Origin of the sequence: Micromonospora sp. NPDC005553 (assembly GCF_042871765.1) — a bacterium.
In the GTDB taxonomy this organism is placed as follows: domain Bacteria; phylum Actinomycetota; class Actinomycetes; order Mycobacteriales; family Micromonosporaceae; genus Micromonospora.
In genome coordinates, this window is the sequence record NZ_JBIAJD010000001.1 from 757,130 (window position 1) to 778,799 (window position 21,670).

Consider the following 21,670-nt stretch of genomic DNA (forward strand, 5'->3'; position numbering starts at 1 on the left):
ATCGGCCAGATCGGGATAGCACCGCGCTGTCCGGACGCTAAGGCCGGGTTAAGGCGGTCAAGGGCCGGGTCAGCCGCGCCGGTTGAGTTCGGCTTCCAGCCGCTGGACGAGCGTCTTGCGGTCCTTGCTGGCGCGCTCGTTACGCAGCGCGGTCTTGAGCTGTCTGGTGTCGAGGCCACGGACCAGCTTGGCCGCCTCCGCGACCGACATCTCCGTCATCCGGCCGGCCGTTGTGGCGTCCCGACGCGCCCGTTTGGCCGGCCCGGTGTTTGCGACGTACTGCTTGCCCGTTCGAGAGGCTTCCCGCTTCTTCGTGTCGGTCGCCCGCTTCTGGCTCTCCGACATCTCGTCCCATGCCTTCTTGGGCAGGTAGCGGCTCGTCGTTCCGTCCTTGCGCGCCCGGGCGTCGCCCTCTTTCGTCTGCCACTTCTCGTTGCCCCAGCGCTGGAGCGCCTTCTGCCGTTCGTCCTTTTGACCCAGGAATCCGCCGCCGCGCCGCTTGTACTCCTGCGTGACCAGCTGCGACTTGCGCGCCGACCACTGCCCCGGCTTGCCGCCCTTGTCGGAGGCCTGGATCTCTTCCTTGATCTGCTCTCTGAGCTCGGGTTTCGTATACCGCGCCATGACTGGCAGCTACCCGGCACCGCCGGGCCTATGCGTCCGGCGGCGACGTCGACGCTCCGAGCCGGAGCAGCACCTGCGCGCCGCCGTGCGGCCCGGCCCGCAACTCCAGACGACCGCCGGTGGCCTGCGCGGCACGCCGGGCGATGTCCAGGCCGAGGCCGGTGGACCCGGCCGCGCTGGCGCCCCGCCGGATCGCCCCGGCGGGCATGCCCGGCCCCTCGTCGGCGACGGTGAGGACCACCTCGCCCGCCTCCCCCGCCTCACGGACGAGCCGGACGGTGAACGGCGTCCCGTCGGGGGTGTGCGCGAAGACGTTGCCGAGCAGGGCGTCCACGGCCGCCGTCAGGTTGTCGGCGGCCACACCGACGGGGAGAGGGCCGGGCGTCAGGTCGAGGGTGACGGCCCGGCCGGTGTCCTCGGCCAGGACCGACCAGAACGCGACCCGGTCGGCGACGATCGCCGCCGCGTCCGAGGAGGCCGGTTGCGCCGGTGCGTGCCGCCACCGGGCCTGCCGGATCAGCCCGGTGACAGCGCGTTCGAGCCCGTCGGCGGCGGCGGTGATCCGGGCGGCGTCGTCCGGGTCACGCAACGACTCCGCCTCCAGCCGCAACGCGGTCAGTGGCGTACGCAGCTGGTGGGACAGGTCGGCGACCTGTTCGCGCTCCTGCACCAGGAGCACCTGGATCCGGGTGGCGAGATGGTTGAGCGCACCGGCCACCTCGCGCAGTTCGGGCGGGCCGGCCGGCGTGACGCGGGCGTCCAGCTCGGCGTTGGCCAGCCGGTGTGAGACGGCCGAGAGGTCGCTGATCGGCCGGACCAGGGTGCGCGCCAGCCGATCGGCGACCAGCAGCCCGATCAGCACGAGGATCACGCCGAGCAGCGCCAGCACCAGCCAGGCCCGGGTGACCCCGGCGGTCAGCTCGTGCTGCGGCACCGCGATCCGGATCACCCCGGTGCCGTCCGTCCGGCCCTGCACGGCGATGACCACCTCCCGGCCGGCCGCCGACTCACCGGTGAGGCTCTGTCCGCGCGCGGCGAGGGCCACCGCTGGCGTACGCGGTGTCTGGGCGCCGAGCACCGTGCCGTCGGGCAGGAAGACGCTCACCGGTCGACCTGACTCCGCGGCGAGTTGCTCGACGGTGAGCCGGATGGTCGCCGCGTCGGCGGTGCCGACCACCGGCACCAGGCTCTGCGCGTCGGCGGTGGCCCGCACGGTGGCCCGGTCCTCGGCGACGGTGCGTACCAGCAACGCCAACGGCACGAGGAACGCGATGAGGGTGAGGACGCTGACCGCGGCGACCAGCAGCGCGAGACGCGCCCTCACGGCTGCGCCGCCGGGGCTTCCAGACGCACCCCGACACCACGCACCGTGTGCAGGTAGCGAGGCTGTTGGGCGTTCTCCCCCAACTTGCGGCGCAACCAGGACAGGTGCACGTCGACGGTCTTGTCGGCGCCGCCGTACGGGATCTGCCACACCTCCGTGAGCAGCTCACGTTTGGTGACCACCTGGCCCGGCCGGCCGGCGAGGTGGTGCAGCAGATCGAACTCACGGGGCGTCAGCTCGACCGCGACCCCGTCCAGGGTCACCTGCCGCGCCCGGGGGTCGACGCAAAGCCCGCCGACGACCAGCGCCGGGACCTGCCCTTCGGTGCCGGAAGGGCCCCGCCGCAGCACCGCCCGGACGCGGGCGTCGAGCTGCGCCGCGGTGAACGGTTTGACCACGTAGTCGTCGGCGCCCGAGTCGAGCACCCGGACGATCTCGGTCTCGTCGTCGCGCGCGGTGGCCACGATGACGGGCACCGCGCTGACCGCGCGCAACATCCGCAGCAGCTCGCGGCCGTCCAGGTCGGGCAGGCCCAGGTCGAGCACGACGAGGTCGGGTCGATCCTCCAGCGCGTCGCGGAGCCCGGCCATCGCGGTCGAGGCCGCCGCGACCGCGTGGCCGCGTTCGCGCAGGGCCCGGATCAGTGGGGTACGGATCGTCAGGTCGTCCTCGATGAGCAACAGGCGGGCCACAACTGGCAGGCTAACCGCTGCCGTCGTCGGTGCGGCGTACGTTAACCACGCCTTAGCGTTCGGATGTGCGAACGACAAGGCCGGATCGGGGATAGTCAGGGGATGGGCCGTCGTTCGATCCTCGTCGCCACCGGGTGGGTGGCGACCGCCGCCATTGCCACAGTGATCGGCCTGGGCGCGATCCGGTTGGTGGGCGAGAGTCTCACCGGCACCCCGGGTGGGGTGCGCAGCGAGGCCGACATCGAGCGGGCGCTCGCCTCACCAGAGCCGGTGCCCACGGCCGGACCGGGCACGCCGGGCACCGCCTCGGCCCCGCCGGGCACGACAGGCACCGCCTCGGCCCCGCCGGGCACGACGAGCGCCGCGCCGAGCGCCAGCTCCGGGGCCCGCCGGGGGTTCGCCACCGACGGCGGCACTGCCGTCGCCGAGTGCGGCGTCGGCGGCGTACGCCTCGTCTCCTGGGCGCCCGCGCAGGGCTACCGGGTCCGCGACGTGGACCGGGGCCCGGACGACGACGTCGAGGTCACGTTCCAGGGGGCGAATCGGGAGTACGAGTTGAAGGTGCGCTGCATCGGCTCGGAGCCGGTGTCCGTCGCCGACGACTGACAACCCGCGGGCGATCGAGGTGGATGTCGGCCGATTCACCTGCTCCGCAGGGCATCCACCAACCTCCGCAGTGTCGCGCGAGCATTATCAAGATCGTTAAGGCTGAGGCCGGCTCGGTCCACGGCATCGCGGCGGTCAGCGTCCGAGCGCTTCACGAGTTTGGTGAGCGTGACGCGCCCCGCTTCCGTGAGTGTCACGAGTGGCGCTCGGCGGTGATCGGGGTTGTCGTGCAACTCCACCGTCCCGGCGTGGGCCAGGTCGTCGACCACCCGCTGCACGCTCTGCCGAGCGAGGCCGAGTCTGCGTGCCGCACTCGCGACGGTGCGGGAGCCGTCGGAGAGCACGCTCATCACGTGCCATCGGGCGGCGGTCTGTCCCTCTTCTTGGGCGAGATCCTCGCTTGAGCGCCGGGACTCGCCTGCCAGTTCGTACACGTCGGCCATCAGCAGACGGTAGGCGTCGACCCGGTCCTGCTTGCGTTCCTCCACCGGCTGGACCTTACCGGAAGATTGACACCCTACTACTGCAATGACAGCATGCTGTCATGATTCTTCGACTGTGGAGCGGATGGACGCAGCCCGCTCTCGCTGACGCTTACGAGCGGTTGTTGACGCAGGACATCGCGCCCGCGATCCTCGCCCGGGGCGTGGCTGGGCTACAGGAGCTTCGGGTTCTGCGTCGTTCCCCGCAGGAGCTGGATCCCGCCAGGGGCAGCGAATTTCTCACCGCGATGATTTTCACCGACTTCGCTGCGGTGGCGGCCTTCACCGGCGGCGAGCCGTCAACCTCCGTTGTCCCGCCCGCTGCCAGTGATCTGCTCGAAAGCTTCGATCGGCAGTCCCGGCACTATCTCAGCCGAGCGGTGTTCCGCGACGGTGACAGCAGACCCGCAGTCGGATGAGCAGCCCCCCGCCTCACCCACCCATCGGGTGCTCACGGTCCGCGTTGCGGCCGAGGGCGACCATGCGCAGGGTCTCCTCCCGACGTCGCACGAGCAACGCCCCGGCCAGGAAGGTCACCGGCGCGACCAGCACCAGCATCGCCCACTGCGCCGGCACCAGGGGGATGGCGTGCCCCATGTTCATCGTCGAGGTGACCCACCCGGCCAGGGCGCTGTCGATCACCAGGGCGAGGGCCGCCACGGGCAGGAGCATGACGACGATCCGTCGGCGTACCTCCGCAGGGAGCGTGACCACCGCGATCACCATGGCCGACGCGGCGGCCGCCAGGCCCGCGACGTAGAGCCAGAGGACCAGCTCACTGCTCGCCTCAAGGCTGTACAAGACCTGGTAGGACGCCCCATCGGCAGAGAAGTCGAAAGTGGGACTGCCCACCCGGTTCGCCACCAACAGCGCGACCATCGCGGTTGGCGCGAGCACCAGTGCCAGCAGTCGGCGTACGCCCAGCAGCGCGATCGCCCGGCGACGCGGCGCCGGCACGGTGAGCGCGACGGCACCCACCACGGCGAGGGCGAGCTGCGGGAGCATGTCCACCACGTACGTCGGGTTGTCACCGGTCTGCGGGGCGACGAGCGCACCCCAGCCGAGCACGCCGGCCCAGGCCAGACCGGCGGCGAGCCAACGCCACCCGATCAGCACCGCGGCGCAGACGCCCGCCCAGCCGGCGACGCGCAGCCAGTCGACGAGATCCGGGCCGCTCGGCGCGAACCCGGGCGGCAGGCCTGGCGCACGGACGAGCTGGTTGAGCAGTCCCTTCGCGGCGAGGGCCAGCAGGACGACCCCGATCAGCAGGCCGGTCACCGTCGCCGCGTCGGCCCAGCTCGGCTCGGTGAACCCCCGTGCGCCCACCCGCAGCCGCGCCCGCAGGCCGGCACCGACCAGATTCCGCACGTCGGCGGCGTCAGGTCGCCGCTGACCCGGTCGCGCACCAGCGAGGAGCACGGCCAGCATCTCGTCCTCGTACACCCGCCGGTGTTCCCAGGGATAGACGGCCAGCAGTCGCCGGTAACCGCGCTCCAGCTCGTCGCCGCTCACGCCGCACCCCCGTCGGTCAGTAGGCCGCCGCGGCGCAGCCGCACCCGAGCGGCGTCCGCGTTGTGTCGCAGGCGGGCCGCCTCTTCGCTGAGCCGCCGCGCGCCCAACGCGGTGAGGCGGTAGTAGCGGCGCAGTCGGGACTGCACCACCTCCTCGCGCTCGACCTCGATGAGGCCGTCGGCGCGGAGTCGGTCGAGGGCGGCGTAGAGGGTGCCGGCGCGCAGGCGCACCCGGCCGTCGGAGATGCGCAGCACGTCCTCGATGACGGCGTACCCATGCATGGGCGCCTCCGCCAGCGCGGTGAGCACCAGGAACGTCGGTTCCCGCAGTGGAGCCTCAGCCATGCCAGGGAGCATATACCGATAGACGGTATATGCAAGGCCGTGAACAGACGCGGCCGGCACGGATCCCCGTGCCGGCCACGTCACCGGTGGTGGTTCAGCTGGCGTAGGCCTCCAACTCCCAGAGCGAGTGGCCATAACCGGTGCCCCGGGCCGTGCCAAGGATCCGCAGGTAGCGGCCGTTGGCGCCGAGGGCGGTGTGCTCGTCCACGCCGCCGTCGGCCCCGGTCACCGTCTTCACCGTGGTCCAGGTGGTGCCGTCGTTCGACGTCTGGATCTGGTACGCGCTGCTGTACGCCGCCTCCCAGCTCAGCTTGACCCGACCGATAGCGGTGGGGCTGCCGAGGTCGACGCGGATCCACTGCGGGTCGGAGAACGTGCTCGACCAGCGGGTGGTGAGGCTGCCGTCGACCGCCTGGGCGCCGGACACGTCGGCCCCCTCGTTGCTGGACGTCGACGCCGGCTTGTTCAGCAGCAGGTTGCCGCCGGGCGGACCGGTTCCACCGCCGCCGCCGTACACCTCGAACTCGAACAGCGAGTAGCCCCAGGCGGTCCCCCGGGTGGTGCCGAGAAGCCGGATGTACCGGCCGGAGCCGCTGAGCCCGGTCAGGTCGTCCACCCCGCCGTCACCGCCGGTCACCGTACGGATCGTGGTGAAGTTGACAGCGTCCGGCGAGGTCTGGATCTGGTAGCCACTGCCGTACGCCGCCTCCCAGGTCAGCTTGACCCGGTTGATGGCGTACGTGGCGCCGAGGTCCACGTCGATCCACTGTGGGTCTCCGAAGGCGCTGCCCCACCGGGTCCCGGCCGCGCCGTCGAACGCGTTCGCCGCGGTGAACGCGCCCTCGAAGCTGGACGCGCGCGCCGGCTTGCCCCGGGCCAGGTTGGCGCCCGGCTCGGGATCCGGGTCCGGGTCCGGATCCGGTCCGGGACCGCCGGGGCTGGTCGAGAGCGTGAACTCGTCGATGTCGAAGTACGGGCCGGTGCCCTTGAAGACCAGGAACAGGGTCCGGGTGCCGGTCGGGGCGGTTACCCCACCGGTGACCGTGGCGAAGTTGGCGTACCCGCCGGTGGAGGTGACGGTGGCCGAACCGACCAACGGGCCGGTGGGCGAGTCGACCCGCAACTCCAGCGTGCCGCCGCCACCGGCCGGTGCGCCGACCCGGGCACTGAACGACTGGACGCCGGTCAGGTTGTACGGGCGGAACGAGATCCAGTCGTTGTTGTCGACGTAGCCGACCGCCGCGCCGCCGTTGCCCGCTGCCCCGGCGACGATCTGGATGCCGGACGAGTCACCGAAGTGCTCGGCCTGGCGTACCCGAGGTTGCAGGACGGCCTGGGTGTGCGTGGTCAGCGCCGGCTGGCCGCCTCCACCCAGGTCGGTGTACTCGGCGTCGATGATGCCGAAGATGTTCGCCGCCGCGTCGTGCTCGCCGTCCTTCGAGGTCTGGATGACCCCGGTGCAGCCCTGCACGCTGCCGAGCTGGTGGCCGTGCGAGTCGTGGCCGAGGACGTAGTTCACCTTCACCCGGGCGCAGTTGATCGCGCCGTCCTGGGCGTCGGTGACCGTCACGGAGAACGGCACCGCGTCCCCGAAGGTGAAGGTCTGCCCATTCAACGGGGTGTTGACGGTGACCACCGGGGCGCTGTTGCCGACAGTGACGACCACGCTCGCGGTGGCTGTCTTTCCGGTGGTGTCCCGGACCGTCAGCGTCGGGCTTCGGGTTCCATTCGTGGTGTACGTGAAGCTCGGGTTCGCCGCGGTCGAGTCGGTGGTGCCGTTGTTGTCGAAGTCCCAGGCGTAGGTGAACGGGTCCCCGTCCGGGTCGAGGGTGCCGGCCGAGGAGAAGGCCACTGTCAGCGGCGCGGTGCCACTGGTCGGGGTGGCCGAGGCCCTGGCGATGGGTGCTCTGCCCTCGCGGGCGTACTCGATGCGGTAGAGCGCCGAGTTGGCGTCGCCGTTGAACCAGCCGGTGCCGTAGTCCAGCACGTAGAGCGCGCCGTCCGGGCCGAACTCCATGTCCATGACCTGGGTGCCGGTCCACGGGAACGGGTTGATCTTCAGCGGTTGGCCGGACGCGTCGAGCTTGATGTTCTTGATCCAGCGGCGACCGAACTCACCGGCGAAGTAGGTCCCGTCGTAGTACTCGGGGAACGCCACGGGCGAGGTGTTGTTGCGGTCGTACCGGTAGACCGGCCCGCCCATCGGCGAGAGGCCACCGCCGGTGAACTCCGGCGGCGAGCCGGAGCCGCCGTACGGCAACCAGGCCGGAACGGCCGGCGGCAGCTGGGTGATGCCGGTGTTGTTTGGCGAGTTGTTCACCGGCCCACCGGCGCAGTTGAACTTCGCCCCGGACGGCCCGGACGGGAAGGTGTAGTCGTTGTAGGCGTCGTTGCGGGCGGTGCAGTACGGCCAGCCGTAGAAGCCGGGCCTGTCGATCCGGGCGAACTCGACGTTGCCCGCCGGCCCTCGGTTCGGGTCGGCGGTGCCCGCGTCGGGGCCGTAGTCACCGAGGTAGACGATGCCGGTGGCCTTGTCCACGCTCATCCGGAACGGGTTGCGGAAGCCCATCGCGTAGACCTCCGGACGGGTCCGCGCGGTGCCCGGGGCGAACATGTTGCCGGCCGGGATGGTGTAGCCGCCGGCCGCGCTCGGCTTGATCCGGAGGACCTTGCCGCGCAGGTCGTTGCTGTTCGCCGAGGTGCGCTGCGCGTCGAACGCCGGGTTACGACCCGCCCGCTCGTCGATCGGGGTGAAGCCGGCCGAGTCGAACGGGTTGGTGTCGTCGCCCGTGGACAGGTAGAGGTTGCCGGCCGCGTCGAAGTCCATGTCGCCGCCGACGTGGCAGCACATGCCCCGGCTGGTCGGCACGTTGAGGATCAACGTCTCGCTGGCCAGGTTGATGGTGTTGTCCGCATTGACGGTGAACCGGGCCAACCGGTTGACACCCTCCCAGACGGCGAATTGGGCCGGCGTGCCCTCGGCGGGCGCACCACCGCCAGGGGTGCTCAGTGGTGGGGCGAAGTACGCGTACACCCAGCGGTTGGTGGCGAAGTTGGGGTCGGCCTTGATGCCCTGCAAACCCTCCTCGTCGCCGGTGTAGACCGGCAGGGTGGCGGCGATCTTGGTGTTGCCGGCGGCGTCGGTGTGCCGGATCACGCCGTTGCGGGAGGTGTGCAGCACGCCTCGGTCCGGCAGGACGGTGAGGCTCATCGGCTCACCGGTCTCGGCCGCGCCCTTGGCCAGCTCCACCTGCTGGAAGCTGCTGGTGACGGTGGGACCACAGTCGGCGTCGACCGCGCCGGCCGCCGTCCGGATGCCGCCGAGCAGGTGCTGACGGAAGTTCGCCTCGGTGTACGACGCGTCGGTGTGCCCCAGGCCGGTGTACCAGGCTCGACCGCCGGAGTAGTTCTGGCACCAGGAGATCGGGTGGTCGGCGCCCATGCTGCCGCCGGTGTAGGTGGTCTCGTCCAGGGTGGCCAGCACGTGCGCGTTGCCCCGGGGGTTGGTCCGGTAGTTGTACAACTCGTCGAACCGGCTCCACCGCTGCGGCAGCCCCGCTGTGGATGGGTGCACCTGGTCGGCGACCTTGACCGTGACGTTCTGCTCGGCCGGGTGCGAGGCGAAGTACGCTCCGACCAGTCCCCCGTACCACTGCCAGTCGTACTCGGTGTCGGAGGCGGAGTGCACGCCGACGTACCCACCGCCGCCGGTGATGTAGCGCTCGAACGCGGCCTGCTGGGCGGCGTTGAGAACGTCACCGGTGGTGGACAGCCAGATCACCGCGGCGAACCGGTCCAGGTTGGCGTCGGTGAACTGGGCGGCGTCCTCGGTGGCCTCGACGGTGAAGCCGTTTGCCGCACCGAGTTGCTGGATCGCGGCGATGCCCGGGGTGATGGATCCGTGCCGGAACCCGGCGGTCTTGCTGAAGACCAGCACGGTGAACGGTGCGGCACTGGCAGTGGGTGGCGAGGCGACGATGCCGCCCGCCACGAGGATCGCGCTCAGCGCGAGGCCGAGCCACGATCTCAGGGATCTGCGCACAGTGGGGTCCTTTCGCGGTGCGGGGGACGGCGTGCGCCGATCACGCCAGGCGGTGGTGGGACGAGACATGTGAATGCATCGTTGCGGTCGGATCACGGGCGCGTCAAGCACTCTCCCAGCATCCGTGAGAGCGTTATCTCCGCAGGTCAGGGGCGACTGTGTGAAGCGAGATCGAATAACGGTTTTCGGGCCACGATCATCCGCGGAGGGCCCCGGCGCAGATGCCCGCACTCAGGGCCCTTCCCCCTCCTCGGTCAGCGTGAGTAGTACTCGACGACGAGTTGCTCGTCGCAGACCACCGGAACCTCCGAGCGGAGCGGGAGCCGGGTCAGCCGAGCGGTCAGGCCGGGCAGGCTCACCTCAAGGTAAGGGGCGTGACGTTCCGGGGCATGCGCCCCAGCCGCCGCCACGACGAACGGCGCCTTGCCCCGACTGCGTTCCGCCACCTCGATGACGTCACCGGGTTGCAGCCGCGCGGACGGCCGGTCCAGGCGACGGCCGTTCACAGTGACGTGCTGATGGGTGACGACCTGGCGGGCCTGGTAGATGGTGCGGGCAAAACCGGCTCGCAGCACCAGCGCGTCCAGCCGACTCTCCAGCTCGACGATCAACTCCTCGCCGGTCTTGCCGGGCCGGCGCACGGCCCGGTCGAACGCGCGCCGGAGCTGCCCCTCGTGCAGGTCGTACTGCGCCTTGAGCCGCTGCTTCTCCAACAGCCGGACCTTGTAGTCGCTGGTGGTGCGTCGGGCACGGCCGTGCTGCCCGGGCGGGAACGGACGGCGTTCGAAGTAGCGCACGCACTTCGGGGTCAGTGCGATGCCCAGGGCGCGAGAGCGCTTGACCTTGGGACGGGTCTGATTCATGCTTCGCCTTTCAAGTAAGGTAAGGCTAACCTTATTAGGAGATGATCGCCTTGAGCAAGCCCTCGACCAGCACGGCGGACTCCACGGACGACGCAGGTGTCCGAATCCGATCGATGCTCGTCGCCGCCGACTCCCTCACCCTGCACATCCCGGGCGTCGAGGCGTACGTCGTCGGACGGCACGTCGTGACGAGCGACGGTCGGCTGCGGATCGACCTGCCGGTCGGCTGCCACCTGGCCGATCACCTCGCGCACCAGCGAGAGACCGTCGCGATGGTCGAGATGACCGACCTGGCGCCCACCCCGGTCCGCGACCGGGTGCGCGGGCACGCCACGCTCAGCGGTTGGTTGGCGACCGAGGCCGTCATGACCGGGAGCGATCAGGAGCTGGTGACGGTCCTCGACCTCGCCGCCGCCGAGCTGACCGTCGACGGCCGCACCACATGCATCGACGCGGACGAGTTCGCGATCGCCCAACCCGACCCGCTGGCCGCAGTCGAGGCTGATCTGTTGTGTCACCTCGACCACCACCACCCACACACCGTCGAGGGACTGAGCCGACTGATACCCGCCCGCCACCTTCAGGGCGTTCGCCGGGTCCGGCCAGTACGCCTGGACCGCCACGGTGTCGTACTCCGGCTGGAGCTGAGCACTGGTGACCGGGACGTCCGGCTGAACTTCCGGGCGCCACTGCGGCATCCGGCCGAACTCGGCGCGCGGATCGAGGAACTGCTTCGGCACTCGCGCGGCTGCCGCGCCCGGCACGCCCGGCACGCCCGCTGACGATCGCCGCCCTCGTCAGCGGTTAGGCAAGGCTGGCCTACACAAAACATCCCAAAAGATAGGGAATTGTCCCGTCGAAGCCGGTATGACGGTGACCCGGCACCACCGACGGAAGCGAGATCGCCATGACCGACATGCTGGAGATGCCGCGGGTACACGAGTGCACAGTCACCGACTGCGGCTACAACCACGACGGCTGCCACGCGTTCGCCATCACCATCGGGCAGCAGAACGCCAGCTGCGCCACGTTCATCGACACCTCGGCGAAAGGCGGGCTGGACCGCGTCATCGCCCAGGTCGGTGCCTGCAAGCGGTCCGACTGTCAGCACAACGCCGAGCTGGAGTGCCACGCGCCGTCCATCCGGGTGGGTCCGGGTCAGGACATCGCGGACTGTCAGACGTACGAACCGCGCTGATCCCGGCGCGACGTGAATGAGGGACGGCCACCACGGCCGTCCCTCATCCGCGTTGGAGGCCGGCTACGCGGGGACGACCATCGGCGTGCCGGCGATCGGATCGGGTACGACGAGGCAGCTGAGACCGAAGACCTGCTCGACGAGGTCACCGGTGACCACGTCGACCGGCGCTCCCTCGGCGACGATCGCGCCGCCGGACATCGCAATGAGGTGGTCGCAGTACCGGCAGGCGAGGTTGAGGTCGTGCATGACGATGACAATGGTCTTGCCGGACTCCGCGTTCAGCTTCCGCAGCAGCCGCAGCAGCTCGACCTGGTGGTTGATGTCCAGGTAGGTGGTGGGTTCGTCGAGCAGCAGCAGGTCGGTCTCCTGCGCCAGGGCCATGGCGACCCAGACCCGCTGGCGTTGGCCACCGGACAACTCCCGGATCGGACGGTCGATCAGATCCGCGGTGCCGGTGGCATCGAGGGCCCGGGCCACGGCGTCGTGGTCGTCGCCACTGAACCGTCGGAACCAACCCTGGTGGGGGTAGCGGCCACGGGCCACCAGGTCGGCGACGGTGATGCCATCGGGCGCGACGGGAGTCTGCGGGAGCAGCCCGAGCACCTTGGCCACGTCGACGTTGCGCAGGTCGGCCAGGGGCTTGTCGTCGAGAAAGACGGCACCGTCGCGCGGTGCCAGCAGTCGGGCCAGGCCGCGGAGCAGAGTGGACTTGCCGCAGGCGTTGGCGCCGACGATCGCGGTGACCTTGCCGTCGAGCACGGCGACGTCGAGGTGGTCGACGATGGTCCGGTCGTCGTAGCCGAGAGTGAGACCCTCGGCGCGTAGTCGGGTCATCCACCCGCTCCTTGTCGGTTGGTGGTGGCGAGCAGCCACAGCAGGTAGGGCGCGCCGACCGCACCGGTCACCACGCCGGTGGGCAACGGTGTGGGCAGCAGGTGCACGGCGACGAGGTCGGCGCTGAGCAGCAACGCGGCACCGACCAGGGCGGCCGGCAGGACGCCCTGGGCCGCGGGGCCGAGAAGTCGGTTGGCGATCGGGCCGGCCACCAGGGCGACGAAGGCGATCGGGCCCGCCACCGCCACCGCCAGGGCCACCAGCACGACGGCGGTGCCGAGCAGCCCGGCCCGGCTGAGCTCGGCCCGGACACCCAGCATCCGGGCGGCGTCGTCACCGAGCGCGAGGGCGCTCAGTGGCCGTTGCAGCAGCGTGGCCACCGGCAGCAGGACGATCAGGGCACCGGTGAGCACCCACAGCTCCGTGGTGCTGGCCTGACCGACCGACCCGACCAGCCAGTGCATGGCCTGACGGGCCTCGAAGAGCTGTGCCCGGCTGAGCACGTAGCCGATAACGCCCTCGAAGAAGACCGCCACCCCGATGCCGATGAGGATGAAGCGGTAGCCGCTGACGCCGTCGCGCCAGGCCAGCAGGTACATCGCCACTGCGGCGGCGACAGCGCCACCGAGGGCGAGCCCGCTGACGACGAGCCCACCGGCCTGGAGGAGCACGATCCCGGTGACGGCAGCCAGCCCCGCCCCCGAGGTGATGCCCACGAAGTCCGGCGACGCCAGGGGGTTGCGCAGCAACTGTTGGAAGATCGTCCCGGACGCGCCGAGGGCGAGTCCGACGGTCAGTGCGGCGGCCGCGGTCGGCAGTCGCAGGCCACGCACGACGAAGTCGACGCTGGGGTTGTCGGACAGGTGCAGGACCGACGCGATGACCTCCGCGGCGCCGAGGCGGAAGCTGCCCACCATCATGGTGAGCACGAAGAGGGCGATGACCGTCACGGTCAGGGCGCAGGTCACCATGATGGACCGGCCGGCTCGACGCCTCCGGTTGGCGCGCAGTGCCGCCGCCGTACCGGACGGGGCAGAGCGCAGGCCTGTCGTTGTCGTCACCATGCTCACACCTCCGACAGCCGGCCGTAGCGCACGATAGCGATGAACGCTGGCGCGCCGATCAGCCCGAGGATCACGCCGACCTGAACCTCGTCAGGGGCGGCGGCCACCCGGCCGAGCACGTCGGCGAGGAGCAGGACGATGGGCGCCAGCACCATCGAGTACGGCAGGATCCAGCGGTAGTCGGGGCCGCAGATGAACCGCGCCAGGTGCGGCACGACGAGCCCGACGAAGACGATCGGCCCGCAGGCCGCGGTGGCTGCGCCGGCCAGGATCGCGACCACGGCGAAGGCGACCGCGCGGGTACGGGTCACGTTCTGGCCGAGGCCACGCGCGACGTCCTCGCCGAGCGCGAGGCCGTTGATGGCCCGCCCGAGGCCCAGCGACGCGACGAGGCCGATCAGCAGGAACGGCGCGACCCCGGTCAGGATCGGGGTGTACCGACCGGCGAGGGATCCCACCTGCCAGAACCGCAGCTCGTTGAGGGCGTCCACGTTCGTCATCACGATCCCGCTGGTCACCGAGGTCAAGCCGGCGGTGACCGCCGCGCCGGCCAGGGCCAGCTTCACCGGGGTGGCGCCCTCGCGGCCGAGCGAGGCGACCGCGTACACGAGTGCCAGCGCCGCGATCGCGCCGGCGAAGGCGAACCAGACGTAGACACCGACGCCGCGTACCCCGAGCACCGTGATGGCCAGGACCACGAACGCGGCGGCACCGGAGTTGATGCCCAGGATCCCCGCGTCCGCCAGCGGGTTGCGGGTGACGCCCTGAAGGATCGCCCCGGCCGCCCCGAGCGCCGCGCCGACCAGGATGCCGAGCAGAGTGCGGGGTACGCGCATCTCCAGCGTGACGGTGCTGCTGATCGGCCCGTCGCTGTCGAGGCTGAACAGGGCGTGCAGCACCTCGGCGAGCCCGATCGAACGCGAGCCCAGGGTCACGCTGAGGAAGCCGACGAGGGCGAGGACCGCACAGAGGACGGCGAGCCCCGGCCCGAGGGCAGAGGCTCGCCGCACGCCTCCCGTCGAGGTGCGCGTCCCGATCTGGTTAGTTGCCGACATTCTGATCAGCGGCCTTGACCGCCTGGGTCAGCTTGTCCAGCTCGGTCGCGAAGTCCCCGTACGTGTGCAGCCAGAACGCCGGCCAGGAGACGGTGGCACCGACCTTGGCCGCCTTGATCTTGGACCAGGTCGGCTGCTTCGTGCTCCACTCGGCGTTGGCGGTGGGCGTGAAGGATCGGCCGTCCCAGAGGATCAGGTCCGGCTGGTACTTGTCGGCGTTCTCCCAGCTGAGGTTCTCCCAGTACGGGAAGGCCGGGTCCGGGCTGGCCGGGTTGATCACCTTCAGACCCCAGGTCTGCAGGTCCAGCAGTTCGGGCGCGTACTCGGGGTTCGCGACGTAGACCTTCTCGGTCGAGGGCGACATCGCCGCGACCGTCAGGTCCGGCTTGGCCGAGGTGGCCGCCTTGAACGCGGTCACCGCGTCCTCGAAGCGCTTCTTGTTCGCCGCAATCTGCGGGCTGGCCACGTCCGCGCCGAGGCTCTCGGCGAGGTCCTCGTACCCCTCGGCCAGCGCGACGATCGACTTGCCCTGCGCGACACCGACGATGGGGGCCAGTTCGGCGAGCTTCTTGCTCTTCTCGTCGACGCCCTCCTCCATGCCGCTGTGTGCCTTCTCGGCCGGCCACCAGTCGCCGACGATCAGGTCCGGGCGCAGGGCGGCGGCCTTCTCCACGTCGATCTTGCCCCACTCCTCGCCGAGGATCTGGATGCCGGTGAGGTCGAGGTTCTTCAGGTTGGGGTCGGTCTTGACCGACTCGTCGGCGTAGACGCCGACCGGTTTGATGCCGAAGGACATGAGCGCCGCGGCCTCGCCGGCGTGCGCGATGATCCGGGTGGGCGTCTTGTCTGCCTTGACGACAGTGCCCGAGCCGTCGTTGAAAGACCAGGGGCCGGAGGGAGTGGCAGCGGCGGCGGAGTCACCGGCGCCCGTGTCGTTGCCGCAAGCGGTGAGCCCGCCGAGCACGGCGCTCAGCGCCGCGACGGCCAGGATCGGACGCCAGGATTGCATGGTGAGGTTCCCGATCTTTCGAAGACAAGCGAGCCAGCCGGCCCGAAAGTTAGGTTAGGCTAACCAACACTTTTTGTTTTGGCTAATGCCGGGGTGCCCCCCACCTCGAAAGACGCCCCGCCACCGGACGGCGAGTGCTCAGCGCCCGCCCGCAGCCAGCTCGGCGATCATCCCCTCGCAACTGCGGACGACGACCTGAGCGCCGCGGCGCTGCGCCAGCGGCAGCAGAGAATCCTCCGCCCGGTCCCGCCACCGCCACTGCGCCTCGGCCGCGACCTCCCAGAGTTGCCGCACGTCGGCCTCATGCTCGACACCGAGCCGAGCCGCGAGGCCCACCCCGTCGCCGCCGACCAGCCGTTGCGCCTCGGCGGCCAGCTCCGCGTCGAACCCCAGCCGGGTGTTCCGCAGCGCCACCAGCAGGCGCAGCTCCCGGAACTCGTGCGCGCCGGCGAGGATCTGCTCCACCGCGCCGACCAGCTCGGCGGAGCCCCGAGTCGGCTCGGCCCGCAGCAGCGCCTCCACCGCGGCCAGCGCGGACCGCGCCTTGAGGGCGTCGCGGCGATCGATGAAGGACCGCGTCACCGACTCACGCAGCTCGGTGAGACCACTCCGCCGAATCAACTCGGCGGAGAGCTTCACCCGGCTGTCGAACCCGCTGCGCACCAGCGTGGCCGCCAGCCGGACACCGAAGATCCCGAACCGGCCCAGCAGCGCGGCGCGCACCTCGGTGTCCAGCCGTACCGGCAGCTCGCCGCGGAGGAAGCGGTCGGCGGAGATGAGGTGGGCGTCCAGCTCTGCCCGGGGCACCTGAGCCACTGTCGCGAGCGCGGCGAAATCGGTCTCACCGAGCAACCGGCCGGCCAGGCCGATCATGCCGCTGCACGCCACGACGTTGACGCTGAGCGCGTTCACCCTCGGGTCGCGGTAGTGCCGGCGAGCGAGCTGTCGGGCCGTGAGCAGGCCGTCGATCCGGCCGCCACCGGTCTCGTCGGCGCGGGACAGCACCATGATCACGTTGACCGGAGCAGACTGCCCGACGGCACTGTCCCGTGCGGACTCCAGCACCCGCAGGTCGCTGTCGCGACCGTCGCGGGTCAGGTACAGCACCGCGTCCGAGTCGTGCAACACCCGCTCCAACACCGGCGTCCGGCCCTGCTCGGCGCCACCGGCGACCGCCGGAGTGTCGATCAGCGTGATCTGCCGCAGCGCCCGCGTCGGCCACCGCACAACGATGTCCCGCACCTCCCCCGCGCCCCAGCCCAGATCCACCCGCAGCCCGGTCGCCGACTTCACCACTGCCAACTCCTGCGGTGGCTGCCCGACCGGGTAGGCGGTGGCACGTGGCGCGGCACCGTCCTCGTACCAGGTGAAGGCCCCGTCCGCCCGCTCGACCGGCGCGACCTCCTCGCCCATCAACGCGTTGAGCACCGTCGACTTACCCGATCGCCACGGGCCGACGATGGCGATCCGCAGCGGCTGCTCCAACCGGGCCACCTGTTGCCGAAGCTCGGCGACAGCCCGGGGATTGTCCTGGTACAGCTCGATGGCCTGGTGCAGCAACCCCCACGCCGCCTCGTCCAGGCGCACTCCCACAGTCATGCCTGCGGCTCCAACAGCAGCGGGGCGGAACGGGCGCCGGTCAACTGCTGAGCCTGCTCGTACACCGCCGCCAACCTGGTCATCTTCAGCCGGATCTCGCGCTGCCGCTGCTCGCGCACCGAGGCATCGGTGTCGGCCTCCTGCTTCGCGCTGCGGAACGACTGCACGATGGCCTCCTGCAGCTCCTCGGTCAGCCCCGTGAAGTGGTCCCGCAGCATCCGCTGCACCTGCCGGGCGGCGTCGCGGCAGTCTCGGATGATCCGGACGAAGAAATCGTCGACATGCCGCTGGATGGCCGTCTTGACCGTCGCCTGCCGCCGACGGAGCAACTGCTTGCTCTCGTCACGGATGCTCTTGCCGCCAAAGAGCGCCCCGATGCCGACCGAAACCGGATTGATCATCGGCATGCCGGCCAGGGTGGTCGCCAGACCGAACATCAGCATGCCGCCGTACGAGCCCTTCATGCCGGTGAACAGCTTCTGACCGGTGGTGAACCTGTCGATCGTCGGCCGTTGCAGGTCGGGCAGTCGCTCGCCGATGTCGTCCGGCATCGTCATCGACCAGGGCGGCAGCACGTCGTAGCCGTACCTGTCGAAGTTGGCGGCCACCCGCCGGGCGATCCAGTCACAGCGCTGGATCAGCCACTCGTGGTTCGCCTCCGCCGCCTCCACCAGGCTCCGCTCCAACCAGTCCTGGAAGGTGTCCCAGGCGACCAACGGGTCCGCCGTGTCGAACGCCTCGTCCACCGCGCGCAGGATCTGTCTGGTCCGGTCACGCAGGTCGTACTCAAGGTCGGCGAGCAGGTCGGTGATCTCGTCGGTCAGCGTGTTCTGCCACCGGGTGGAGCACCGGCGCAACTCGTCGACCTCGCGCTGCGCCGCGTGCAGCCGGGAGATCGGCCCGGACTGCTCCTCGGCCTCCTGGGTCGCCAACTCGGCGCGCAGCGGCGCGGCCAACTGCTCCACCACCGTCCGGGCCACCGTCTGCACCGCCGCCCGGGCCAGGTGATCGGCCTTGCCGGCCAGGTCACCCTGCAGTCGGGCGATCAACGCGGGAAAGCCCGACTCCGCGTTGAGCCCACGGTCGTCGGCGGCGGCCGCGCGCAGTCGCAGCGCCGCCGAAACCGGGATCAGCGTCGCCGGAACCCTCGCCTCGGCCAGGTGCTGCCGGTTGCGCTCGGCGACAGTCCGCCAGTCCGCCACCAGATCAGTCTTGCTCTGCACCACCACCACGTTCGGATGCGAACGCGTGATGTGCAGCAGCATGTTCAGCTCAGCGACCGACAACTCCCGAGTGGAGTCGGAGACCAGCAGCACGGTGTCCGCGCGGGCCGGCGCGGCAACCGAAGCGGCGGCGCCGATGCCGGCGACCTCGTCGGTGCCGGGGGTGTCCACCAGCACCAACCCGGCACCGAGCAGCGCACGGGGCACTCCGATCTCGACGTACGCCGGGCCGCCGCCCGGCCGACGACCGACCAGGCCGGCCACGCCCGCCGCGACCTGGTTGAGCTCCACCGGGGTCCGCTCGACGGCCACCGCGTCGGCAGCGCCGGTGGGGTGCCCCGGAGCTGATGGTGGCGCCTGCGCCACCGCCGCGGTGGGGGCCCCGGCGTGCCGCACCACGGTCGGCAGGACTGTCGTCCGGCCGTCGCCGACCGGGCAGACCGGAGCGTTGATGATCGCGTTGATCAGCTGACTCTTGCCCTGGTTCGGCTCGCCGATGACCAGGACACGCAGCGTCGGGTCCAGCAGTTGCGCGCGCTTCTGCCGCACCGTCTGAAGTAGGTCACCGCGACCGTGTGCACTGCACGTGCGGGCGATTTCGTCCAGCACGTCCAACCAGATCCCGGCCATCACCGCACCAAGTGTGCGGATTTCGGCTCAATTATCAAGAGGGACCGGATGTGGAACCGGGAAGGGCCGGATCGCCCGAGACGATCCGGCCCTCCGCTCCGACCGGAGATCCGGATCAGAGCAGACCGCCGGTGATACCCAGCAGCCCGTGATCGGACGAGGTGTGCGAGTCGCCGCCGAGCACACCATCGGTGACCCCACCGGTCACGTCACCGACCGTGTCGGTGACACCGGGGAGGAGGCTGTCCACCTGGTGCGTCACGCCGCCCACCGTCGACGACACGTCGAGCGGCGGGACCCCGCCGACGATGCCGTCGCCGTGCCCGAGGCCCAGCCCGCCAAGGGTGTCGTCGACACCGAGGGAGCTGACGACCCCGCCGAGCTGACCGTGGGTGCCGGAGAGGACACCGCCGGCCAGGTCGCCGCCGATCAGGTTCGAGTCAGCGACGCCGAGCAGACCGCTCGGGTCGCCGACGGTGCCGGTGACGTCCCCGAGCACCGGGTCCGCGATCGCGTCCACCGGCTGCACCACGTCGGCGTCGAGGGTGTGCGCCACGTCGGAGACACCGGCCAGGTCGGTGTCGAGGCCGGACGGGCCGACACCCAGACCGATGCCCGGCAGCACGGTGACCCCGGCGGCGGCGGTCGACGGGTCGACAGCGATGGCGCCGAGCACGCCGGCCTTGACGTCCACACCACTGGGCGAACTGGTGACGCTGATCTGCTGCGCCACGCTCTGCAACTGACCCACCACGTCGGTGGTGTCGGTGAGCAGCGGGTCCAGCCCGAGCTGCCCGACCGGCGAGGCCAACGGCGCGAGACCGGCACCCGGCGCGTAGTCGACGACCAGCGGTACGACGTCCTGCACGTCCGCAGCGGTGATGTCGGTGAGCCCGGCGCCCCGCAACGCACCCTCGGGGTCGAGGTCGAAGGCCGACCGCGAATCCGGGTTCGTCAGTAGGTCGAGCACGAAGTCGTGGAGCGTCTGCTGCGAGTCCATGTGCCGGTTCTCCTCGGATGTGGCATTGGCGGGGTGTCGTACGTCGACAGTGACGACGCTATTGCCGGGGCTCACCCCCGGGCATCGGGGCTGAGCCCGCATCCGGGCCGGTTGAACTAGGGGCTGCGCCACCTCGTACGTTAGGGGGACAGGGGGAAACCGTCCCGACGAGATTAGGGTCCCGACCAGGGACTGATCTCTGGTACGAACGTAGGAGCCCGCGGGGTTCGCCGGGGGTGGGTCGTCGGGCAGCCGACGCCATCGCCACCGACCGGCTGACTCACGGGGAGAGACAGAGACGATGCCGTACGTCCTGGGGATAGACATCGGAAGCAGCAACACTGCCGCCGCCGTCGCACGGCGCCGCGGCGCGACCTGGACCCGTCCCGAAGCCGTCCCGCTGAGCGCCGACTCACCCCTCATGCCGTCGGTGTTGTGCCTGGTCGAGGACGGTTCGCTGCGCGTCGGCGAGCCGGTGACCGACGACGGCAGCCGCACCACCCGGGACTTCGTCCACCGGATCGGCGACGACGTGCCGGTGCTGCTCGGCGGCGAGCCGTGCGCGCCGCAGACGCTGACCGCCGAACTGGCGGCGTGGGTGGTCGAGCGGGTTCACGCCCTGGAGGGCGGGGCGGCCGAGGCGATCGTGCTCAGCCACCCGGCAGGGTGGCGCCCCTACCGGCGGGAGGTGCTGCACCGGGCCCTGTCGGACCTCGGTCTACGGCACGTGACGTTGCTCCCCCGCACGGTCACCGTCGCCGAGAGCCACGCCGCTCGGGGGTTCGCGGGAAGCACTGCCGTTGTCTACGCCCTCGGGGGCAACAGTTTCGAGGCCGCTCTGGTGCGCCGGACCCCGCGCGGCACGTACGAGACGTTCGGCACCCCGCAGGGTCTCGACTCGATCGGCGGCGCCGACTTCGACGAGGCGCTCGCCGAGCATGCCCGTACCGTGCTGGCTCGGGAGTTGGCCGCGACCGGGCGTCGCGGGGCCCAGGCCGCGCTGCGCGGGCTGCGCGCGGAGTGTGACCGGGTCAAACGGGTGCTGACCGTCGACCTCACGGCCGACGTGGTGCTGACCCTGCCGAGCGGCCCGGCGCGGGTGCCGGTGACCCGGGCGCAGTTCGAGGCCATGATCCGCCCGACGGTGCAGGCCACCGTCGACCTCCTGCTCCGGGCCGTGCGCAGTGCCGATCTGACCCCGGCGCAGCTCGACGGCGTCCTGCTGGCCGGCGGCTCCACCCGGGTCCCGCTGGTGACCGAACTGATCGGCGCGGCTCTCGCGGTACCCGTCGAGGTGGAGCCGGACGCACAGTTGACCGCCGCCACCGGGGCGGCGATGGCGGCCTGCCAGGTGGTGTCACCACGCCCTCGCCAGCCAGCGCCGGCCCGAGTTCCGGCCCCGGTCAGCGGCGCCGGCCGGGCCACCCTCCCGGCACCACGCCGCCCTCATCACACCGTTCCGGGCGATCCGCCACCGCGGCCCCCGGTCCGGGTCCTCCCACTGGAACTGCCGAAGCCGTCCCGACTGGCGCTGGCCCGCGGCCGCGGACGCGAAGGATGACCCCG

Annotated in this window: 20 protein-coding genes; 5 read left to right on the top strand and 15 right to left on the bottom strand. The window is 70.9% G+C overall.

The genetic code is table 11. The annotated features are described in order from the left end of the window. Window positions 1–69: 69 nt before the first annotated feature. The 3 genes from ACFYPG_RS03500 to ACFYPG_RS03510 are packed head-to-tail and all read right to left on the bottom strand — an operon-like array spanning window position 70 to window position 2,640. Window positions 70–624, bottom strand: coding sequence for a DUF5872 domain-containing protein (locus ACFYPG_RS03500; protein ID WP_355006138.1), 555 nt, complete (start codon window positions 622–624; stop codon window positions 70–72). A 28-nt stretch (window positions 625–652) separates the two neighbouring features. Continuing rightward, entirely contained in the window at window positions 653–1,948 is a 1,296-nt protein-coding gene (locus ACFYPG_RS03505; RefSeq protein ID WP_355006139.1) for a HAMP domain-containing sensor histidine kinase, read from the bottom strand. Next, window positions 1,945–2,640 carry a response regulator transcription factor gene (locus ACFYPG_RS03510; protein WP_387350021.1) on the bottom strand — a complete coding sequence of 232 codons (696 nt, stop codon included), beginning with the start codon at window positions 2,638–2,640 and terminating at the stop codon, window positions 1,945–1,947. The genes ACFYPG_RS03505 and ACFYPG_RS03510 overlap by 4 nt, the downstream gene beginning before the upstream one ends. Before the next feature lie 102 nt (window positions 2,641–2,742). On the opposite strand from ACFYPG_RS03510, the gene ACFYPG_RS03515 reads away from it, so the two are divergent. Then, window positions 2,743–3,246: a septum formation initiator gene (locus ACFYPG_RS03515; RefSeq protein ID WP_387350023.1), complete on the top strand. Its 504-nt coding sequence runs from the start codon at window positions 2,743–2,745 to the stop codon at window positions 3,244–3,246. A 35-nt stretch (window positions 3,247–3,281) separates the two neighbouring features. On the opposite strand, the gene ACFYPG_RS03520 is transcribed toward ACFYPG_RS03515, so the two are convergent. Further along, window positions 3,282–3,734, bottom strand: a complete 453-nt coding sequence (locus tag ACFYPG_RS03520) for a MarR family winged helix-turn-helix transcriptional regulator (RefSeq protein ID WP_387350025.1) — start codon at window positions 3,732–3,734, stop codon at window positions 3,282–3,284. Between the two features lie 119 nt (window positions 3,735–3,853). Here ACFYPG_RS03520 and ACFYPG_RS03525 point away from each other — a divergent pair, with 119 nt between their 5' ends. After that, window positions 3,854–4,147, top strand: a complete 294-nt coding sequence (locus ACFYPG_RS03525; protein WP_387350027.1) for a hypothetical protein — start codon at window positions 3,854–3,856, stop codon at window positions 4,145–4,147. A 13-nt stretch (window positions 4,148–4,160) separates the two neighbouring features. Here the strand turns inward: ACFYPG_RS03525 and ACFYPG_RS03530 are convergent, their stop codons facing one another. From ACFYPG_RS03530 to rpsD, 4 genes are all read right to left on the bottom strand, one after another. Beyond that, window positions 4,161–5,240, bottom strand: coding sequence for a hypothetical protein (locus tag ACFYPG_RS03530; RefSeq protein ID WP_387350029.1), 1,080 nt, complete (start codon window positions 5,238–5,240; stop codon window positions 4,161–4,163). Next, window positions 5,237–5,584, bottom strand: coding sequence for a PadR family transcriptional regulator (locus tag ACFYPG_RS03535; RefSeq protein ID WP_387350031.1), 348 nt, complete (start codon window positions 5,582–5,584; stop codon window positions 5,237–5,239). Before ACFYPG_RS03535 ends, ACFYPG_RS03530 begins: the two co-directional genes overlap by 4 nt. Window positions 5,585–5,678: 94 nt before the next feature. Next, a complete protein-coding gene (locus ACFYPG_RS03540) occupies window positions 5,679–9,626 on the bottom strand; it encodes a ThuA domain-containing protein (protein ID WP_387350033.1) in 3,948 nt (1,315 codons plus the stop codon). A gap of 254 nt (window positions 9,627–9,880) precedes the next feature. After that, on the bottom strand, window positions 9,881–10,489 hold the full coding sequence (gene rpsD, locus ACFYPG_RS03545) for a 30S ribosomal protein S4 (protein WP_355006147.1): 609 nt from the start codon (window positions 10,487–10,489) through the stop codon (window positions 9,881–9,883). 41 nt (window positions 10,490–10,530) lie between these two features. Here rpsD and ACFYPG_RS03550 point away from each other — a divergent pair, with 41 nt between their 5' ends. Together ACFYPG_RS03550 and ACFYPG_RS03555 are read left to right on the top strand one after the other, a co-directional pair. After that, window positions 10,531–11,271, top strand: coding sequence for a DUF2470 domain-containing protein (locus ACFYPG_RS03550; RefSeq protein WP_355006148.1), 741 nt, complete (start codon window positions 10,531–10,533; stop codon window positions 11,269–11,271). A gap of 125 nt (window positions 11,272–11,396) precedes the next feature. Continuing rightward, window positions 11,397–11,687: a DUF1540 domain-containing protein gene (locus ACFYPG_RS03555; RefSeq protein ID WP_357205816.1), complete on the top strand. Its 291-nt coding sequence runs from the start codon at window positions 11,397–11,399 to the stop codon at window positions 11,685–11,687. A 63-nt stretch (window positions 11,688–11,750) separates the two neighbouring features. Here the strand turns inward: ACFYPG_RS03555 and ACFYPG_RS03560 are convergent, their stop codons facing one another. The 7 genes from ACFYPG_RS03560 to ACFYPG_RS03590 all read right to left on the bottom strand — a co-directional run bounded on the left by ACFYPG_RS03560 (window position 11,751) and on the right by ACFYPG_RS03590 (window position 20,104). Then, a complete protein-coding gene (locus ACFYPG_RS03560) occupies window positions 11,751–12,524 on the bottom strand; it encodes an ABC transporter ATP-binding protein (protein ID WP_387350036.1) in 774 nt (257 codons plus the stop codon). Further along, window positions 12,521–13,588, bottom strand: a complete 1,068-nt coding sequence (locus ACFYPG_RS03565) for a FecCD family ABC transporter permease (protein WP_387350038.1) — start codon at window positions 13,586–13,588, stop codon at window positions 12,521–12,523. Before ACFYPG_RS03565 ends, ACFYPG_RS03560 begins: the two co-directional genes overlap by 4 nt. Before the next feature lie 2 nt (window positions 13,589–13,590). Beyond that, complete coding sequence (locus ACFYPG_RS03570) at window positions 13,591–14,598, bottom strand: iron chelate uptake ABC transporter family permease subunit (protein ID WP_355006151.1); 1,008 nt, start codon at window positions 14,596–14,598, stop codon at window positions 13,591–13,593. Window positions 14,599–14,629: 31 nt separating this feature from the next. After that, a complete protein-coding gene (locus ACFYPG_RS03575) occupies window positions 14,630–15,652 on the bottom strand; it encodes an ABC transporter substrate-binding protein (protein WP_355006152.1) in 1,023 nt (340 codons plus the stop codon). 138 nt (window positions 15,653–15,790) lie between these two features. After that, entirely contained in the window at window positions 15,791–17,251 is a 1,461-nt protein-coding gene (locus ACFYPG_RS03580) for a hypothetical protein (RefSeq protein WP_387350040.1), read from the bottom strand. After that, window positions 17,248–19,104: a dynamin family protein gene (locus ACFYPG_RS03585; protein ID WP_387350886.1), complete on the bottom strand. Its 1,857-nt coding sequence runs from the start codon at window positions 19,102–19,104 to the stop codon at window positions 17,248–17,250. Before ACFYPG_RS03585 ends, ACFYPG_RS03580 begins: the two co-directional genes overlap by 4 nt. Window positions 19,105–19,219: 115 nt before the next feature. Next, window positions 19,220–20,104 carry an IniB N-terminal domain-containing protein gene (locus ACFYPG_RS03590; RefSeq protein WP_387350042.1) on the bottom strand — a complete coding sequence of 295 codons (885 nt, stop codon included), beginning with the start codon at window positions 20,102–20,104 and terminating at the stop codon, window positions 19,220–19,222. 301 nt (window positions 20,105–20,405) lie between these two features. Between ACFYPG_RS03590 and ACFYPG_RS03595 the strand changes: the two genes are divergently transcribed. After that, window positions 20,406–21,665: an Hsp70 family protein gene (locus tag ACFYPG_RS03595; RefSeq protein WP_387350044.1), complete on the top strand. Its 1,260-nt coding sequence runs from the start codon at window positions 20,406–20,408 to the stop codon at window positions 21,663–21,665. The last annotated feature ends 5 nt before the right edge of the window (window positions 21,666–21,670 follow it).

Coding starts and splice junctions, on each gene's coding strand:
- ACFYPG_RS03500 (WP_355006138.1), bottom strand. CDS start 624: ATGGCGCGGTATACGAAACCCGAGCTCAGAGAGCAGATCAAGGAAGAG.
- ACFYPG_RS03515 (WP_387350023.1), top strand. CDS start 2,743: ATGGGCCGTCGTTCGATCCTCGTCGCCACCGGGTGGGTGGCGACCGCC.
- ACFYPG_RS03535 (WP_387350031.1), bottom strand. CDS start 5,584: ATGGCTGAGGCTCCACTGCGGGAACCGACGTTCCTGGTGCTCACCGCG.
- rpsD (WP_355006147.1), bottom strand. CDS start 10,489: ATGAATCAGACCCGTCCCAAGGTCAAGCGCTCTCGCGCCCTGGGCATC.
- ACFYPG_RS03550 (WP_355006148.1), top strand. CDS start 10,531: ATGATCGCCTTGAGCAAGCCCTCGACCAGCACGGCGGACTCCACGGAC.
- ACFYPG_RS03555 (WP_357205816.1), top strand. CDS start 11,397: ATGACCGACATGCTGGAGATGCCGCGGGTACACGAGTGCACAGTCACC.
- ACFYPG_RS03560 (WP_387350036.1), bottom strand. CDS start 12,524: ATGACCCGACTACGCGCCGAGGGTCTCACTCTCGGCTACGACGACCGG.
- ACFYPG_RS03565 (WP_387350038.1), bottom strand. CDS start 13,588: ATGGTGACGACAACGACAGGCCTGCGCTCTGCCCCGTCCGGTACGGCG.
- ACFYPG_RS03575 (WP_355006152.1), bottom strand. CDS start 15,652: ATGCAATCCTGGCGTCCGATCCTGGCCGTCGCGGCGCTGAGCGCCGTG.
- ACFYPG_RS03580 (WP_387350040.1), bottom strand. CDS start 17,251: ATGACTGTGGGAGTGCGCCTGGACGAGGCGGCGTGGGGGTTGCTGCAC.
- ACFYPG_RS03585 (WP_387350886.1), bottom strand. CDS start 19,104: ATGGCCGGGATCTGGTTGGACGTGCTGGACGAAATCGCCCGCACGTGC.
- ACFYPG_RS03590 (WP_387350042.1), bottom strand. CDS start 20,104: ATGGACTCGCAGCAGACGCTCCACGACTTCGTGCTCGACCTACTGACG.
- ACFYPG_RS03595 (WP_387350044.1), top strand. CDS start 20,406: ATGCCGTACGTCCTGGGGATAGACATCGGAAGCAGCAACACTGCCGCC.